The organism is Rhizobium sp. A37_96 (genome assembly GCF_053521765.1).
On record NZ_JBNWDS010000013.1, the window covers coordinates 49,149 to 66,393 of the forward strand.

Sequence of the window (17,245 nt, forward strand, 5' to 3'; positions counted from 1 at the left end):
GCGATCATGTTCACAATTTTGACGCTGCTTACGCTTTTCATCAGCATCATGTTTGTCGTGTCAGTCGCATCCACCATTTCGGCGCTCCATCGCGAAAGCGAAGAGAGCAAGAGACTGCATAAGCGTCACAAGACGCTCTGATCTCCGCGTACCGGGCATCCTCTCCCCGCCAGATGCTCGGATGGACCCTTGAACCGGACGCTCTCCCCGCCAGCGTCCGGTTTTTTATTGTCACTACAATGTAGGTCTTCCTCCTCCATGCCCCGCCACCGCTACGCAAGAGCCTGATTTTGCGAGAGGAAGGACGGCAATTGCTTCAATCGTGCTATGGTGGTCCGAGTTTACCGAGGGATCGACATGCGCATTGTTCTGACCGGCAGCTCCGGACGGCTTGGCCGCGCTGTCTTCAACGCATTGGCGTCAAATCATACGGTCATAGGGATCGATCGCTCACCATTTTCATCGACGCACATCGTTGGAGATTTTACCGATACAGCGCTGCTGCGCCGAGCGTTAGCCGGAGCGGACGCAATCGTCCATTGCGCGGCGCTGCATGCGCCCCATGTGGGAACAGTCTCCGATGACGAGTTTCGCCGCATCAATGTGGATGGGACCTTGCTATTGGCTGAGGCCGCTCTGGCCGCTGGCGTGAAGCGACTGGCGTTTACCAGCACGACGGCGCTTTACGGTCGCGCAGTGGCTCCCGGCCGCTGCACATGGATCGATGAAGACACCGCGCCGCAACCGAAAAGCATCTATCACCGCACGAAACTGGAAGCCGAGCAGATTCTGAAAGGCATGGCCGGTCGGGATTTTCAGGTGCGCGTCCTGCGCATGTCTCGAAGCTTTCCGGAGTCCGCCGAAATCATGGCCGTCTATCGATTGCATCGCGGCATCGACATACGCGACGTTGCCGACGCCCACGCCACAGCATTGACCAATGGAGGCGATCCCTTCCAACGGCATATCATCTCTGCGGGAACGCTCTTCAAACCGGAAGATTGCGAAGCCCTGGCGGTCGATGCAGCCTCCGTCATCCGATTGCGCGCGCCCGGTCTGGCCGCGAAATTTGCGCAGAGAAACTGGCCTCTGCCGCAAAGCATCGATCGCGTCTATACGTCGAAATCGGCAGGCGCTGTCCTCGGATGGCACTTCCGCTTCGGCTATGACGAGCTATTTGCACAATTGGATCGGGAAAGCCTGGAGGTTCTGCCGCCCTTCTCTCGAAGCAATAAGCAGCCCGAATAGAACCTGTCGCGATTATCCCTCGCGCCGACACATGCCATAAAAAACAATCGCATGAGCCTGTTGCCAAGCTCATGCGATTGAAAAGATTGCACTTCCAGGCGTGCTGGCCGGCCAGCCACAGCTTCGCCGGCCGAGTGCGGCGAAGCCTATTCCTCGCTGCCGCCCTCGACATCGCCGGCTTCCCCGGCAACAGCATCAGCATCAGCATCAGCATCATCCTCACCCGACGCGGCATCATCCTCGTCGTTTTCGGGCTCGCTGATGCGCTCGACGGACACGACCTTCTCATCCTTGGCGGTGGAGAAGATGGTGACGCCCTTGGTGGCGCGGCTCGCGAGACGGATGCCGCCGACGGGAACGCGGATCAACTGGCCGCCATCCGAGACGAGCATGATCTGATCGCCATCCTCGACCGGGAAAGCGGCGACGAGTTCGCCGATCTCGCCCGTCTTCGAGGTGTCGGTAGCGCGGATGCCCTTGCCGCCGCGGCCGGAGATGCGGAAGTCATAGGAAGACGAACGCTTGCCAAAGCCCTTTTCCGACACCGTCAGAACGAATTGCTCGAGCGCCTTCAGTTCTTCGTACCGCTCGTCGCTCAGCTGTCCCTCTTCGGTGACCTCCTCGCCAACCAGCGCGATCTCCTCGTCCTCGCCCGTCGCAAAACGACGCTCGTTGACGGAGCGCTTGAGGTAGGCAGCGCGTTCCCAGGGTTCCGCGTCCACATGCCGGACGATCGTCATGGAAATGATACGGTCGCCGGATGCGAGGCTGATGCCGCGAACGCCGATCGAGTTGCGGCCGGCAAAGACGCGTACGTCCGAAACCGAGAAGCGGATACACTGGCCGAGCGCCGTCGTCATCAGCACGTCGTCATGTTCCGTACAGGTCTCGACGGAGAGGATTTCATCACCCTCTTCCTCGAGCTTCATGGCGATCTTGCCGTTGCGGTTCACCTGCACGAAATCCGACAGCTTGTTGCGGCGCACGGTTCCGCGCGTCGTCGTGAACATTACGTCGAGATTATCCCAGCTATCCTCGTCCTCGGGCAGCGGCATGATCGTGGTGATGCGTTCGCCAGGTTCCAGCGGCAGCATGTTGATCAGCGCCTTGCCGCGCGACGTGGGCGTGCCGATGGGCAGGCGCCAAACCTTTTCCTTATATACGATACCGCGCGACGAGAAGAACAGAACCGGCGTGTGTGTGTTGAGAACAAATAGCCGGGTAACGAAATCTTCGTCACGGGTCGTCATACCGGAGCGGCCCTTGCCGCCACGGCGCTGCGCGCGATAGGTCGTCAGCGGCACACGCTTGATGTAGCCGAGATGGGAAACGGTTACGACCATGTCCTCGCGGGCGATCAGATCTTCATCGTCCATCTCGAGGCCGCCATCGACGATCTCGCTGCGACGCGGCGTCCCGAACTCTTCGCGAACCGCAGAAAGCTCATCTTTTACAATGGTTTGAATGCGGGCGCGCGACGAGAGAATATCCAGATAATCCTTGATCTCGGCGCCGATCTGATTGAGTTCCTCATCGATTTCATCACGGCCGAGAGCGGTCAGACGTGCAAGACGAAGTTCGAGGATCGCGCGGGCCTGCTCTTCCGAGAGGTTGTAGGTGCCGTCCTCGTTGATGCGGTGACGCGGGTCATCGATTAGCCGGATAAGCGATTCGACGTCGGCGGCGTTCCAGCGGCGAGTCATCAGCTCTTCGCGGGCCGTCTGCGGATCCGGCGCCTGGCGAATGACGCGGATGACTTCATCGATATTGGCGACAGCAATCGCCAGACCGACCAAGACGTGGGCGCGATCGCGCGCCTTGCGCAGCAGATACTTCGTGCGGCGGCTGATGACTTCCTCGCGGAATGCCACGAACGCGCGCAGCATATCCATCAGGTTCATCTGCTCGGGCTTGCCGCCGTTCAGCGCCACCGTGTTGCAGCCGAAGGAGGTCTGCAGCGGCGTATAGCGATAAAGCTGATTGAGAATGACGTCGGCATTGGCATCGCGCTTCAATTCGACGACCACGCGATAGCCCTGGCGGTCGGATTCGTCGCGCAGGTCGGAGATGCCCTCGATGCGCTTCTCGCGTACCAGCTCGGCCATCTTCTCGATCATCGAGGCCTTGTTCACCTGGAAGGGAATCTCGGTGATGATGATCTGCTCGCGGTCGCCGCGCATCGGCTCGATGGTTGCGACACCGCGCATGATAACCGAACCGCGCCCCGTCTCGTAAGCGGAGCGGATGCCGGCGCGGCCGAGGATCTTCGCACCAGTCGGAAAATCCGGGCCGGGGATGATCTGCATCATCTCGGGCAGCTCGATCGCCGGATTGTCGATGAGGGCAATACAGCCGTCGATCACTTCCGAAAGATTGTGCGGCGGAATGTTCGTCGCCATGCCGACGGCGATACCGCCGGAACCGTTGACGAGCAGGTTCGGGAAGCGCGCCGGCAGAACCTTCGGCTCTTCCGTGGTCGCATCGTAGTTTTCCTGGAAATCGACCGTTTCCTTGTCGATGTCCTCGAGCAGCTCGTGGGCAACCTTCGTCAGGCGCGATTCCGTGTAGCGCATCGCCGCCGGCGGATCGCCGTCGATCGAGCCGAAATTGCCCTGTCCGTCGATGAGCGGCACGCGCATCGACCAATTCTGCGCCATGCGGACCAAGGCGTCATAGATCGAAGCGTCGCCGTGCGGGTGGTAGCTACCCATGACGTCGGCGACGGGACGGGCCGACTTCACATACTTGCGGTTCCAGTGATAGCCGCTCTGATGGGCCGCATAGAGGATGCGCCGATGAACTGGCTTGAGACCATCGCGAACGTCGGGAAGCGCGCGGCTGACGATCACGCTCATGGCGTAATCGAGATACGACCGCTGCATTTCCTCCATGATGGAAATCGGCTCGATGCCTGGCGGGAGCTTCCCGCCGCCGGGTGGTGTTTGCTCAGTCAAAACAGATCACGATCTCTTTTAGAATCACTGCGAAATTTATAGCCGAAAGGCCCGGCGAGCGCCAATTTGGGCCGGTGTTTTTGAACAGGCTTTTGCCCTTTAAGCCGCAAAATCGCACATTTCCGTGGCGTAACCCGCCAATAGCAGCGCATGGGCCTTTGCGAAAGCTCGTTCCTCGCATAACAATGGCCGATAACAACGACAGAACAAGCACCGGGGACTATATGGCGAGCTCAGACACGCTGATCAATGCCTTCACCACACTGCTTGTCACTGTCGATGCACCCGGGCTTGCGCCGCTTTTTATCGGCCTCACGGCGGGCATGAATCGCTCCGAGCGCAAGCAGGTGGCGCTGCGCGGCTCGCTGATCGCCTTCTTCATCCTAGCTGCCTTCGCCTTGTTCGGAGCGAGCGTGCTCGGCATCCTCGGCATCTCCATCGGCGCCTTCCGCATCGCCGGCGGCCTGCTGCTTTTCTGGATCGCCTTCGAGATGGTGTTCGAGCGGCGGCAGGACCGGAAAGAGAAAACGACGGAAGTCGCGATCACCCAGGACCATATCCGCAACATCGCGGTCTTTCCGCTCGCCCTGCCCCTGATCGCCGGCCCCGGCGCGATCTCCGCCACGATCCTTTTGGCGGGATCGCTGCAGACAACGCTCGACCGAGCGCAACTGATCGGCGTCATCGCCGCCAATCTCTGCCTTGTCTTTGCCGCGCTCGCCATTTCCGACCGTCTCGACCGCATGCTCGGCGCCACCGGCCGCGCCATCCTGACCCGATTGCTCGGCGTCATCCTGGCGGCACTTGCCGCGCAATTCGTCGTGGACGGTGCAAGGGCGGCGTTGGCCCTTTCGTGAAAGGCTCCATCGTCAGGCCGTTCTTCAAATAGTAAGGGTATGCCTTTCTGAAGACAGCCTTGTTCACCTGTCTGAGTGACGAGATCTCGAGGACAGGTATTCTCACCGAGAAAAATGCCGTTCCAACCATAGAGGCCCAAGGCCATTCTGAAAGAGCTCAAAGGCTCCGCGAGCGATAAAACAACTGACGATTAAGCCATCTGGGCGGCATCGCTGAATCGAAACATACGAAAAAGCCCGCCGTAGGGCGGGCTTTTCAACAATCGGCTTCTGCGCCGGTCTCAGAACGGGATGTCGTCGTCCAGATCGCGCGAGAAATTGCTGCCGCCACCGCTGGAGGCGCGGCCGGCGCCTGCACCGCGACCGGAGGATTGCGAAGGTGGCTGGCCATAGTCATCGCCACCGTAATCGCCGCCACCGCCGCCGTAGCCGCCACCAAAGTCACCGCCGCCGCGACCACCACGGCCGCCGCCGCCCTCGATGGAGCCGCCGCCTTCGCCACGGCCATCGAGCATCGTCAGGGTGGAATTGAAGCCCTGCAGCACGATTTCGGTCGAATAGCGATCCTGGCCGTTCTGATCCTGCCATTTGCGGGTTTGCAGCGCGCCTTCGATGTAGACCTTGGCGCCCTTCTTCAAATACTGCTCGGCGACCTTGCACAGGCCCTCATTGAAGATGACGACACGGTGCCATTCGGTCTTTTCCTTGCGCTCGCCGGAATTGCGGTCGCGCCAGGTTTCCGACGTCGCGATGTTGAGGTTGGCAATCGGGCGACCGTCCTGCGTGCGCCGGATTTCCGGGTCCGCCCCGAGATTTCCAACCAGAATTACCTTATTCACACTACCGGCCATGATACCACCCTACTTGCCGCCCATCGACGGCCCTTAAATTCCATCGGCACACCTTAGACCATTGCCGCCATCAGGTGTTGTTTCAGCACCGTCCAAGGCTTCTTCATCCACAAAGAAATATCCACAGGACATTTTGTTCTTTATTTGTTCTAATTTGTCCTTATGATGATGTCAACAGAATCGAAAACCTGATCCCGCCCGTCATTTCAGCCTCGACACGCGGGCCGGCATCACTAAATAAAGGCAGACTCCAAGGGACCTGCACAAGACGATGAGCGAACTGAAGACTATTTCCATACGTGGTGCGCGCGAGCACAATCTCAAGGGCATCGACCTCGACCTGCCGCGCAACAAGCTGATCGTCATGACCGGCCTTTCCGGCTCCGGCAAGTCGTCGCTGGCCTTCGACACCATCTATGCCGAGGGGCAGCGCCGCTATGTCGAAAGCCTTTCGGCTTATGCGCGCCAGTTCCTCGAAATGATGCAGAAGCCGGATGTCGACCAGATCGACGGTCTCTCGCCCGCTATCTCGATCGAGCAGAAGACCACCTCGCGCAATCCGCGCTCGACAGTCGGCACGGTCACCGAAATCTACGACTACATGCGCCTGCTGTTTGCCCGCGTCGGCGTTCCCTATTCGCCGGTCACGGGCCTGCCGATCGAGAGCCAGACGGTCAGCCAGATGGTGGACCGCGTTCTCGCCTACGAGGAAGGCACCAGGCTCTATATTCTGGCGCCGCTCGTGCGCGGGCGTAAGGGCGAATACAAGAAGGAACTGGCGGAGCTCATGAAAAAGGGCTTCCAGCGCGTCAAGGTCGACGGGCAGTTCTACGAAATCGCCGACGTTCCGGCGCTCGACAAGAAATACAAGCACGATATCGACGTGGTGGTCGATCGTATCGTGGTCAGGCCGGACATGGCCGCGCGCCTGGCCGACAGCTTCGAGACTTCGTTGCGTCTGGCGGACGGTCTTGCCGTTGCCGAATTCGCCGACAAGCCGCTGCCGCCGGAAGAAACCGCTGCCGGCGGCTCGGCCAACAAATCGCTGAACGAGACGCACGAGCGCGTGCTGTTCTCGGAGAAATTCGCGTGCCCGGTTTCCGGCTTCACCATACCGGAAATCGAGCCGCGCCTGTTCTCGTTCAACAATCCCTTCGGCGCCTGCCCTTCCTGTGACGGTCTCGGCTCGCAGCAGAAGATCGACCCGGATCTGATCGTGCCGGAGCCGGAACGCACGCTGCGCGATGGCGCAATCGCCCCCTGGGCCAAATCGAGCTCGCCTTATTACAATCAGACGCTGGAAGCGCTCGGCAAGCATTATGGCTTCAAGCTCGGCAACCGCTGGAACGAGCTGTCGGACAAGGCCAAGGACGTCATCCTCAACGGCACGGAAGACAAGATCGAATTCCACTATGCCGACGGTGCGCGCTCCTACACCACGCACAAGAACTTCGAAGGCATCGTTCCGAACCTCGAACGGCGCTGGAAGGAAACGGATTCCGCCTGGGCACGCGAAGAGATCGAGCGCTTCATGTCGGCAGCGCCCTGCCCGGCCTGCAACGGCTATCGCCTGAAGCCGGAGGCCCTGGCGGTCAAGATCAACAAGCTGCACATCAGCCAGGTCGCGGAAATGTCCATTCGCGTTGCCCGCGACTGGTTCGACGTGTTGCCCGATACCTTCACCGACAAGCAGAATGAAATCGCCGTACGCATCCTCAAGGAAATCCGCGATCGCCTGCGCTTCCTGAACGATGTCGGCCTCGAATATCTCAGCCTGTCGCGCAACTCGGGGACACTTTCCGGCGGCGAAAGCCAGCGTATCCGGCTGGCGTCGCAGATCGGTTCGGGATTGACCGGCGTGCTTTACGTCCTCGACGAGCCGTCCATCGGCCTACATCAGCGCGACAATGCCCGCCTTCTGGAGACGCTGAAGCACCTGCGCGACATCGGCAACACCGTGATCGTCGTCGAGCATGACGAGGATGCGATCCTGACGGCGGACGATGTCGTCGACATCGGCCCGGCAGCCGGCGTGCATGGCGGCCAGGTGGTGGCACATGGGACGCCGCAGGATATCATGGCGAACCCGAAGTCGCTGACCGGCAAATATCTTTCCGGCGAGCTCGGCGTGCCGGTTCCCGAAGAGCGCCGCAAGCCCAAGAAGGGCAAGGAAATCAAGGTCGTCGGCGCGAGGGGCAATAATCTCAAGAACGTTACGGCGTCCATCCCGCTCGGTGTGTTTACCGCCGTCACGGGCGTTTCAGGCGGTGGCAAATCCACCTTCCTGATCGAGACGCTCTACAAGTCGGCGGCGCGGCGCGTCATGGGTGCGCGCGAGATCCCCGCCGATCACGACCGTATCGACGGTTTCGAGCATATCGACAAGGTGATCGACATCGATCAGTCGCCGATCGGCAGGACACCACGTTCGAACCCGGCGACCTATACGGGCGCCTTCACGCCGATCCGTGACTGGTTCGCCGGATTGCCGGAGGCCAAGGCCCGCGGCTATCAGCCGGGCCGTTTCTCCTTCAACGTCAAGGGCGGCCGCTGCGAGGCGTGCCAGGGCGACGGCGTCATCAAGATCGAGATGCACTTCCTGCCCGACGTCTACGTCACCTGCGACGTTTGTCATGGCAAGCGGTATAACCGCGAAACTCTCGACGTCACCTTCAAGACCAAGTCGATTGCGGACGTGCTCGACATGACGGTCGAAGAAGGCGTCGATTTCTTTGCCGCTGTTCCCGCGGTGCGCGACAAGCTGCAGAGCCTGAAGGATGTCGGTCTCGGCTATATCAAGGTGGGACAACAGGCCAATACGCTTTCGGGTGGCGAGGCGCAACGCGTCAAGCTAGCCAAGGAGCTGTCGAAGCGATCGACCGGCCGCACGCTCTACATCCTCGACGAACCCACAACCGGGCTGCACTTCCACGATGTCGCCAAGCTTCTGGAAATGCTGCACGAACTGGTCAATCAGGGCAATTCCGTCGTGGTCATCGAGCACAATCTCGAAGTCATCAAGACCGCCGACTGGATCCTCGATTTCGGTCCGGAAGGTGGCGATGGCGGCGGCGAGATCGTTGCCGTGGGAACACCGGAAGCCATCGTCAAGGAAAAGCGCTCCTATACGGGGCAATTCCTGAAGGAACTGCTGGAGCGGCGTCCGCTGAAGAAGGTTGCCGCAGCGGAGTGAGTTTCACCCGACTGAACGTCCAAGGAGGAGAGCATGACCAAAGCGGGCGAAATCCGCACAGGCATAGGCGGCTGGACTTTCGAGCCCTGGCGCGGGACCTTCTATCCCGACACGCTGAAGCAGAAGGACGAGCTGAACTACGCCAGCCGCCAGCTGAAGGTGATCGAGGTCAACGGCACCTATTACAGCACGCAGAAGCCCGAGGTCTTCGCCAAATGGGCCGCCGACGTTCCAGACGGCTTCATTTTCTCCCTGAAGGCGACGCGCTTCGTCACCAATCGCCGGGTTCTCGCCGAGGCGGGCGAGTCGATGCAACGCTTCCTGGAATCCGGCATCAGCGAGCTCGGCGATCACCTCGGCCCGTTGCTCTGGCAGTTCGCGCCGACGAAGAAATTCGATCCGGACGATTTCGAGGCCTTTCTGAAGCTGCTGCCGGCCAGGCAGGATGGTCTTGCGCTGAAACATGTCGTCGAAGTCCGGCATGATTCCTTCAAGGTGCCGGAGTTCATTGCGCTGCTCGAAAAATACAATGTCGCGCCGGTATGCGCAGAGCATTTCGAGTATCCGATGATCGCGGATGTCACGGCTGATTTCGTCTATGCCCGCCTGCAGAAGGGATCGGACGATATCGAGACCTGCTATCCGCCGCAGGACCTCAAGGCCTGGGCCAATCGCCTGAAAACCTGGGCTGAAGGCAAGGTGCCGGATGATCTGCCGCTGATCGATACGAGCCGCAAGGTCAAGGTCGAGCCGCGCGATGTCTTCGCCTTCATGATCCACGAGGGCAAGGTAAACGCGCCTCCCGGCGCCATTGCGTTGCAGGCAGAGGTCGCGAAGTAGCGGCCTCCCGGAGCCTTTCCGCTTTTGTTCGAATGGCGACAGCGCTCCATCTTTTGTTCTTACGCAATTCCGGTTGGAAAACCGCTGCACAGTTTTCCCTGAACGGCCCTAAAGCGGCTTGACGCTGGCGACGAGATCTTCGGCCGTCAGCCCCTTGCCGGCATGCTGGCCGGCAAGGCCGTGCAGCCAGACACCCGCAGCCGCTGCCTCGAAGGCCGGCGCTCCTTGCGCCATGAGGCCGCCGACGATGCCGGCCAGCACGTCGCCGGAGCCGGCCGTGGCAAGCCAGGGCGGCGCGTTGGCGTTGATCAGGGCCCGGCCATCCGGCGCGGCGATCACGCTGTCGGCTCCCTTGTAGATGATGGCGGCATGAGCGCGCGCCGCAGCAGCCCTCGCCTTGTCGACCTTGCTCAGGGCTTCGTCGGCGGCGATGTCCGGAAAGAGGCGGCCAAACTCCCCTTCATGCGGCGTCAGCACCAATCGTGTCGGACCTTCGGCAAAGGCGTCGAAGAGCTTCTGCGGTTGATCGCGAAACGAGGTGATGCCGTCCGCATCCAGCACCAGATGGCGATCCGCGAGCGCAAGGCAGAATTGTCTCGCCTTGTCGCCGGCACCGAAACCAGGCCCGAGAACGAAGGTCGATAGGCGTTGGTCTGCAAGCCATTCCCGCAACGAGGCTTCATCCGCGATGGGGTGCAGCATGATCGCCGTGAGCAGGCCCGCATTGACGCTCAACGCTTCCGGCGACGATGCGATGGTGACAAGGCCCGCGCCTGCCTTCAGCCCGGCCATGGCCGACATGCGTGCGGCGCCCGTTGCGTTCGGTCCGCCTGAAAAGACGACGAGATGGCCGCGTTTGTATTTATGCGTGTCGGCGTCCGCTGACGGTATTTTCGCCTGCCACTGCGCCGGCGTGTTTTCAGCGATCAAGCCATCGGCATGCGCCCGGACGATGCGGCCGGGAATGCCGATGTCGAAGACCTCAAGATCTCCGCAAAGCTCACGGCCCGGCAAGAGAAGATGCCCCGGCTTGCGCGTCATGAAGGTCACCGTGCGCGCGGCACGGAAGGCTGCGCCAAGGACCTGGCCGCTGCGCCCATCGAGGCCAGACGGCAGATCGACGGCAATCACGGGAACACCCGCCGCCTCGACCCGCGCGATCGTGGCGGCCACGTCATCCGGCACAGGGCGGGAGAGACCGGCACCGAAGACGGCATCGATCACGACATCGCCGAGCCGAGGTATATAGCCGCCGATCGGCTCTCCGCTGACCGGACAATCGGCAAAAGTGCGGGCCGCGTCGCCCTTGAGCTTCTGCGGGTCGCCCAGATGGAAGAGTTGCACGTCGGCGCCGGCCCGTCGCAGGGCGCGGGCTGCCACATAGCCATCGCCGCCGTTGTTGCCAGGCCCGCAGAGAACAACGTATCGAAAGGCCTCGGGGAAGTGTCGGAGCGCGACGCCGGCAACGGCCTGCCCCGCCTTTTCCATAAGTCCATAGGAATCAATGCCGGACGCTGCGGCGGCGCTGTCGACGGCGGCCATGGCGTCTGGGGTGAGGAGCAGGTCGGCGAGCGGCAACATCATGGCGAACATTATAGATGCGAAATCTGCCTCAAAAACAACCGCCATTTCGCCACGCGATTTGATCGATTATTATGCATCTGCATAAGAATTAAACAATAACATTCAAGGCCTTGCTAAGGAACAAACATCACGCGCGCGGCACTTTTTCGGGAAATTTTGCTTATCCCACGCATTTACACGCGAAATCGCTTCCATTTTTCCGAAAAATCCTCATCAATTCATCGTCTCGGTGCAAATTCGCCGGGATTTTTTACGGCGGCTCATTCTCAACTGGCATGATACGTGCATTACGTTGGCCGAGCGGGGAGTAGTCCTGCTGTAACAGGAGAAGCGGAGAGACATTTTCTCATGAAAAAGATCGAAGCGATCATTAAGCCCTTCAAGCTCGACGAAGTGAAGGAAGCCCTTCAGGAAGTCGGCCTGCAGGGCATCACCGTCACGGAAGCGAAGGGCTTCGGTCGTCAGAAGGGCCACACGGAGCTTTACCGTGGAGCCGAATACGTCGTCGACTTCCTGCCGAAGGTGAAGGTCGAAGTTGTATTGGCGGACGAAAATGCGGAGGCCGTGATCGAGGCCATCCGCAAGGCTGCGCAAACAGGCCGTATCGGCGACGGAAAGATTTTCGTTTCCAACGTGGAAGAAGTCATTCGAATCCGCACCGGCGAAACGGGCATCGACGCCATCTAATCCGCCCGGCCCTTGCGGCCGAGGCTCGTTTAATCGTCATCTAAGTCAAGGGAAGTAATTTAATGACGACCGCAAGCGACATTCTGAAACAAATCAAGGATAACGACGTCAAGTTCGTTGACCTGCGCTTTACCGACCCCAAGGGTAAGCTGCATCATCTCACCATGGATATCATCTGTGTCGATGAAGACATGTTCGCCGACGGCGTCATGTTCGACGGTTCCTCGATCGGCGGCTGGAAGGCCATCAATGAATCCGACATGGTGCTGATGCCCGATACGGATACGGCCCACATGGATCCGTTCTTCGCGCAGTCCACCATGGTTATCCTCTGCGACATCCTCGATCCGGTCTCCGGCGAAGCCTATAATCGCGACCCGCGCGGCACCGCCAAGAAAGCAGAAGCCTACCTCAAGGCCTCCGGCATCGGCGACACGGCCTTCTTCGGCCCGGAAGCCGAGTTCTTCGTTTTCGACGACGTGAAGTACAAGGCCGATCCGTACAATACCGGCTTCAAGCTCGATTCCAGTGAACTTCCGTCCAACGACGACACCGACTACGAGACCGGTAACCTCGGTCACCGTCCGCGCGTCAAGGGCGGCTACTTTCCTGTCCCGCCGATCGACAGCGCTCAGGACATGCGCTCAGAGATGCTGACGGTTCTCACCGAGATGGGCGTCACCGTCGAAAAGCATCACCACGAAGTGGCGGCCGCCCAGCACGAACTCGGCATCAAGTTCGACACGCTGGTTCGCAGTGCCGACGGCATGCAGATCTACAAGTACGTGGTGCATCAGGTCGCCAATGCCTATGGCAAGACGGCAACCTTCATGCCGAAGCCGATCTTCGGCGACAACGGCTCGGGCATGCACGTTCACCAGTCGATCTGGAAGGGCGGCAAGCCGACCTTCGCCGGCGACGAATATGCAGGCCTCTCGGAAAGCTGCCTCTACTACATCGGCGGCATCATCAAGCATGCCAAGGCGATCAACGCCTTCACCAACCCGTCGACGAACTCCTACAAACGTCTCGTCCCGGGTTACGAAGCTCCGGTTCTGCTCGCCTATTCGGCTCGTAACCGGTCCGCCTCCTGCCGCATCCCGTTCGGCTCGAACCCGAAGGCAAAGCGCGTCGAAGTCCGCTTCCCCGACCCGACCGCCAACCCCTATCTCGGCTTCGCTGCCATGCTGATGGCAGGCCTCGACGGCATCAAGAACAAGATCCATCCCGGCAAGGCCATGGACAAGGACCTCTACGACCTGCCGCCGAAGGAACTGAAGAAGATCCCGACGGTTTGCGGCTCGCTGCGCGAAGCGCTGGAAAGCCTCGATAAGGACCGCAAGTTCCTCACCGCCGGCGGCGTCTTCGACGACGACCAGATCGATGCCTTCATCGAACTGAAGATGCAGGAAGTCATGCGCTTCGAAATGACCCCGCATCCGGTCGAATACGACATGTACTATTCGGTCTGATATCGAGTGAGAAAGCCCCGGCTAGCCCGGGGCTTTTTACTGGCCGCGCGTTTCGGGTGGCCATTCCACCGCACGAGAGCCATTGCGTGTTGCAAGCTCGATTCGCGCGGCGGGGAACCGGGCCGAGTGTGACGGTTCGATGAAGGAATGGGGGCAAAATCCTTGATATCAGTGGTGAAAGTCACCACATGATTACTTGAAAGGAAGTCGTGCCATGAAACAACGCAACGCAAAGTTCAATATAGGCGATGTGGTTCGACACCGGATGTTCCCCTTCCGTGGTGTCGTCTTCGATGTCGATCCGGAATTCGCAAACACGGAGGAATGGTGGAATTCCATTCCCGCAGAAGTGCGGCCGGACAAGGATCAGCCCTTCTACCACCTTCTCGCCGAAAACGACGAGACGGAGTATGTCGCATACGTCTCGGAACAGAATCTCGTGAACGACGAAAGCGGCCTTCCGCTTCGCAATCCGCAGATTGCCCAGATTTTCGACCAGGCGCCCACGGGACAGCTCAAGCCCAAGATGAGCTTCGCCCACTAAGCACTTGTAAAACCAGTTCCATTTCAAGCGGAAGGCGCTCCCAACGCCTTCCGTTTTTGTTTCAGGCGGCTCGGCGTTTCGTGGAATCGCGGAACCGCTCTATCTCTTTGTTTCTACGCAATTCCAGACGGAAAACCGCTGCCCAATTTTCCTGGAATTGCTCCGGCGGCATGGCCACCGGATTGGTCACAAAGAAAAAGCCCGGATTCCTCCGGGCTTTTCAATGAAACGATGTTTCGCAAGCTTACTGCTGCTTGGCAGCCTTCTGCGCGTCTTCGAGCTTCTTGCGTGCTTCCTCAGCCTTCTTCTGCATGCTGTCCTGCAGGCTCTTCTGGCTTTCAGCGAGCTTAGAGTCGGAGATTGCCGGGCCGTCATAGGCGGCGCCGAAGCCGCCGAGCGAAATCTTGATCGGGTTCGGTGCGCGACGGAAGTTGATCGAGGTGAAGGTCACATCGGTGCCCTTCTTCAGCGAAGCGATCATGGCGTCCGTCAGCGGCACTTCGGCGGTGCACTTGTCCGGAAGGCAGACGGCGTAGTCGAGCTTCTGGCCCTTGCCACCATCGACCTGCATGGTGATGCCGGGCGGGATCAGGCGAGCCGTCGGAACGGAAATCTGCAGGATCTTGCGGTTGACCTTGCCATCGACGGAGATGAGGCCGACAGCCGTTACCAGCTGGCCATTGTTTGCCATGATCAGGTTCTGCACGATGCAGATATCGGCATCGTCCTGCTTGGCGCAGGTCTTGTACCAGCCCAGACGCGGCTGGTTGGGATCGCCACCGCCGTCGGCAGGAGCTGCGTTGGACGCATCCTGAGCAAAGGCGGCCGCCGGCATGGCCGCGCCGATCATGAGAGCCAGAGCAGAGAGACCTGCCCGCATTTTGTTGTCAGTCTTGAACATCATAGCGAAACCGCCTCCTGAAATCCGCTGCGGGACGACAGCGCGCCGTCCCATGCAATTCGGGTCAAACCGTCGTTCACCTGTCGAATGAATAAGGCAAATACATGACCCGGGAAACCCGGCACTCCTGTTACATCGCACTGGCGCGGATATCCAGCTTTTCTTTGGTCTTTTCTGCCGACACCTAAGAATTCCGCGGTCGCGTGTTGAATTCGGCACGCTCATGATAAGGTTCCGCCGAATCGTACCCTTACCGGAAAGGATGCCATGCAAGCGCTCCGGATCGCTGTCTTCCTGTTCTTCGCAGCCTTGTGCAACGCCGTAGTGGCGCAGCCGCTCCATGGCATTGCCATGCACGGAGATCCGGCGCTGCCGGCTGACTTCAAGCATTTCCCTTACGTCAATCCGGATGTCAAAAAGGGCGGCCGCATCAGCTATGGCGTCGTCGGCACCTTCGACAATCTCAATCCCTTCATTCTAAAGAGCATGCGCACGACGGCGCGCGGCATGTGGGATCCGGAATTCGGCAACCTCATCTATGAGCCGCTGATGCAGCGCTCGCGCGACGAACCTTTCACGCTTTACGGCCTGCTGGCGCAGACGGTCGAGTGGGACGACAGCAGGAGCTATATCCAGTTCAACCTCAATCCCGGCGCCAAATGGTCCGATGGACAGCCCGTGACGCCGGACGACGTGATCTTCACCTTCCAGATCCTGCGCGACAAGGGGCGTATCCCCTTCTCCTCCTGGCTCGACACGATCGGCAGCATGGAAAAGGTCGGCGATCATGGCGTGCTGATCCGCTTCAACGATAAGGCCAACCGCGAGACGCCGCTGATCATTGCCTCGTCTCTGCCGATCCTGCCCAAGCACGCGACCGATCCTGACAGTTTCGACCGCACGACACTCAGCATCCCAATCGGCTCCGGCCCGTATCGGGTAAAAAGCGTCGATCCCGGCCAGCGAATCGTCTTCGAACGCAATCCCGACTATTGGGGCAAGGACATTCCGACGAAAGTCGGCGTCGACAATTACGATCAGGTGGTGGTGAACTACTTCCTGCAAGACACGACCGTGTTCGAATCCTTCAAGAAGGGCGATCTCGACATCTATCAGGATGGCAGCCCCGCCCACTGGCAGCAGGCCTATAATTTCCCGGCGGTCAGCTCCGGAGCCGTCGTAAAGGAGACATTCACGCCGAAGCTGCCGAGCGGCATGCTGGGCTTCGTGTTCAATACGCGCCGGCCGATCTTCGCCGATAAGAATGTGCGCAAGGGCCTGGCGCTCGCCTTCGATTTCGAATGGTTCAACCGTAGCCTTGCCTCCAGCGCCTATACGCGCACCGAAAGCTACTGGCAGAACTCCGATCTCTCGTCCTTCGGCACTCCCGCCGATGCCAACGAGCTCGCCATGCTTGGCCCAATCAAGGATCATATCGACGCCGATGTACTAGACGGCACGTACAAGCTCCCGGTCAGCGACGGCTCGGGCCGCGATCGCAAGATCCTGCGCAAGGCCGTCAACTTCCTCAAGCAGGGCGGCTATACGATCAAGGGCGAGCGCATGGTCGACAGCGCCGGACGGCAGCTCAGCTTCGAAATCATGACGCAGAATGCGGATCAGGAGCGAATCGCCCTCGCCTACCGCCGCTCGCTGGCGCTGCTCGGCATCGCCGTCACGATCCGCACCGTCGACGATTCGCAATATCAGCTGCGCACAACAAGCTACGACTACGACATGATCGTCAAATCCTATCCCTCGTCGTTGTCGCCAGGCATCGAGCAAGTCGGGCGATGGGGTTCCGTCGCCGCAAAGACGCCGGGCAGCCTGAATTTTGCCGGTGTTGCGGATCCTGACGTCGATACGCTGATCGACCATTTTCTGACGGCGCATTCCGCCGATGATTTTCGCGACGCCGTGCGCTCGTTCGATCGCATCCTGATTTCGGGCTATTACGTCGTGCCGCTCTATCATATCGCCCAGCAGTGGGTAGCGCGGCGAAGCCACATCGCCCATCCCGACATATTGCCGCTCTATGGCTACCAGTTGCCCGTCTGGTGGGACGCCTCGGTGCAATGATGCCGGTTGGTTCCCTTTCGGTAACTGGTTGAAGC

The 17,245-nt window shown here is 60.0% G+C and carries 13 protein-coding genes; 9 read left to right on the top strand and 4 right to left on the bottom strand.

Going from position 1 to position 17,245, the window contains the following annotated elements:
• Positions 1-6 precede the first annotated feature (6 nt).
• Both ACQZ6J_RS25555 and ACQZ6J_RS25560 read left to right on the top strand, forming a co-directional pair.
• On the top strand, positions 7-141 hold the full coding sequence (locus ACQZ6J_RS25555; protein ID WP_257713997.1) for a hypothetical protein: 135 nt from the start codon (positions 7-9) through the stop codon (positions 139-141).
• 216 nt (positions 142-357) lie between these two features.
• Positions 358-1,248 (top strand): NAD-dependent epimerase/dehydratase family protein, encoded by an 891-nt coding sequence (locus ACQZ6J_RS25560; protein ID WP_449086178.1) that lies wholly within the window; start codon positions 358-360, stop codon positions 1,246-1,248.
• A gap of 146 nt (positions 1,249-1,394) precedes the next feature.
• Here ACQZ6J_RS25560 and gyrA read toward each other — a convergent pair whose 3' ends face one another.
• Positions 1,395-4,202 carry a DNA gyrase subunit A gene (gene gyrA / locus ACQZ6J_RS25565; protein ID WP_449086179.1) on the bottom strand — a complete coding sequence of 936 codons (2,808 nt, stop codon included), beginning with the start codon at positions 4,200-4,202 and terminating at the stop codon, positions 1,395-1,397.
• Positions 4,203-4,426: 224 nt separating this feature from the next.
• On the opposite strand from gyrA, the gene ACQZ6J_RS25570 reads away from it, so the two are divergent.
• Positions 4,427-5,059 (top strand): MarC family protein, encoded by a 633-nt coding sequence (locus tag ACQZ6J_RS25570; protein ID WP_449086180.1) that lies wholly within the window; start codon positions 4,427-4,429, stop codon positions 5,057-5,059.
• Between the two features lie 281 nt (positions 5,060-5,340).
• Here ACQZ6J_RS25570 and ACQZ6J_RS25575 read toward each other — a convergent pair whose 3' ends face one another.
• Positions 5,341-5,910: a single-stranded DNA-binding protein gene (locus ACQZ6J_RS25575; protein ID WP_449086181.1), complete on the bottom strand. Its 570-nt coding sequence runs from the start codon at positions 5,908-5,910 to the stop codon at positions 5,341-5,343.
• 271 nt (positions 5,911-6,181) lie between these two features.
• Between ACQZ6J_RS25575 and uvrA the strand changes: the two genes are divergently transcribed.
• Together uvrA and ACQZ6J_RS25585 are read left to right on the top strand one after the other, a co-directional pair.
• On the top strand, positions 6,182-9,103 hold the full coding sequence (gene uvrA / locus ACQZ6J_RS25580) for an excinuclease ABC subunit UvrA (protein WP_449086182.1): 2,922 nt from the start codon (positions 6,182-6,184) through the stop codon (positions 9,101-9,103).
• A 33-nt stretch (positions 9,104-9,136) separates the two neighbouring features.
• Positions 9,137-9,943 (top strand): DUF72 domain-containing protein, encoded by an 807-nt coding sequence (locus ACQZ6J_RS25585; RefSeq protein ID WP_449086183.1) that lies wholly within the window; start codon positions 9,137-9,139, stop codon positions 9,941-9,943.
• A 108-nt stretch (positions 9,944-10,051) separates the two neighbouring features.
• Here the strand turns inward: ACQZ6J_RS25585 and ACQZ6J_RS25590 are convergent, their stop codons facing one another.
• The gene (locus tag ACQZ6J_RS25590; protein ID WP_449086184.1) at positions 10,052-11,527 is read right to left on the bottom strand and encodes an NAD(P)H-hydrate dehydratase; all 1,476 of its coding nucleotides are present in this window, start codon (positions 11,525-11,527) and stop codon (positions 10,052-10,054) included.
• A 348-nt stretch (positions 11,528-11,875) separates the two neighbouring features.
• On the opposite strand from ACQZ6J_RS25590, the gene ACQZ6J_RS25595 reads away from it, so the two are divergent.
• From ACQZ6J_RS25595 to hspQ, 3 genes are all read left to right on the top strand, one after another.
• On the top strand, positions 11,876-12,214 hold the full coding sequence (locus ACQZ6J_RS25595; RefSeq protein ID WP_015339877.1) for a P-II family nitrogen regulator: 339 nt from the start codon (positions 11,876-11,878) through the stop codon (positions 12,212-12,214).
• Between the two features lie 62 nt (positions 12,215-12,276).
• A complete protein-coding gene (glnA, locus tag ACQZ6J_RS25600; protein WP_163985803.1) occupies positions 12,277-13,686 on the top strand; it encodes a type I glutamate--ammonia ligase in 1,410 nt (469 codons plus the stop codon).
• A gap of 214 nt (positions 13,687-13,900) precedes the next feature.
• Entirely contained in the window at positions 13,901-14,230 is a 330-nt protein-coding gene (hspQ, locus tag ACQZ6J_RS25605; protein ID WP_163985804.1) for a heat shock protein HspQ, read from the top strand.
• Between the two features lie 244 nt (positions 14,231-14,474).
• Here hspQ and ACQZ6J_RS25610 read toward each other — a convergent pair whose 3' ends face one another.
• Complete coding sequence (locus ACQZ6J_RS25610) at positions 14,475-15,134, bottom strand: invasion associated locus B family protein (RefSeq protein ID WP_163985805.1); 660 nt, start codon at positions 15,132-15,134, stop codon at positions 14,475-14,477.
• A 264-nt stretch (positions 15,135-15,398) separates the two neighbouring features.
• On the opposite strand from ACQZ6J_RS25610, the gene ACQZ6J_RS25615 reads away from it, so the two are divergent.
• Entirely contained in the window at positions 15,399-17,210 is a 1,812-nt protein-coding gene (locus ACQZ6J_RS25615) for an extracellular solute-binding protein (RefSeq protein WP_449086185.1), read from the top strand.
• Positions 17,211-17,245: the final 35 nt, after the last annotated feature.

Coding starts and splice junctions, on each gene's coding strand:
- glnA (WP_163985803.1), top strand. CDS start 12,277: ATGACGACCGCAAGCGACATTCTGAAACAAATCAAGGATAACGACGTC.
- ACQZ6J_RS25610 (WP_163985805.1), bottom strand. CDS start 15,134: ATGATGTTCAAGACTGACAACAAAATGCGGGCAGGTCTCTCTGCTCTG.
- ACQZ6J_RS25555 (WP_257713997.1), top strand. CDS start 7: ATGTTCACAATTTTGACGCTGCTTACGCTTTTCATCAGCATCATGTTT.
- ACQZ6J_RS25615 (WP_449086185.1), top strand. CDS start 15,399: ATGCAAGCGCTCCGGATCGCTGTCTTCCTGTTCTTCGCAGCCTTGTGC.
- uvrA (WP_449086182.1), top strand. CDS start 6,182: ATGAGCGAACTGAAGACTATTTCCATACGTGGTGCGCGCGAGCACAAT.
- ACQZ6J_RS25560 (WP_449086178.1), top strand. CDS start 358: ATGCGCATTGTTCTGACCGGCAGCTCCGGACGGCTTGGCCGCGCTGTC.
- ACQZ6J_RS25570 (WP_449086180.1), top strand. CDS start 4,427: ATGGCGAGCTCAGACACGCTGATCAATGCCTTCACCACACTGCTTGTC.
- ACQZ6J_RS25595 (WP_015339877.1), top strand. CDS start 11,876: ATGAAAAAGATCGAAGCGATCATTAAGCCCTTCAAGCTCGACGAAGTG.
- ACQZ6J_RS25590 (WP_449086184.1), bottom strand. CDS start 11,527: ATGATGTTGCCGCTCGCCGACCTGCTCCTCACCCCAGACGCCATGGCC.
- ACQZ6J_RS25585 (WP_449086183.1), top strand. CDS start 9,137: ATGACCAAAGCGGGCGAAATCCGCACAGGCATAGGCGGCTGGACTTTC.
- hspQ (WP_163985804.1), top strand. CDS start 13,901: ATGAAACAACGCAACGCAAAGTTCAATATAGGCGATGTGGTTCGACAC.
- ACQZ6J_RS25575 (WP_449086181.1), bottom strand. CDS start 5,910: ATGGCCGGTAGTGTGAATAAGGTAATTCTGGTTGGAAATCTCGGGGCG.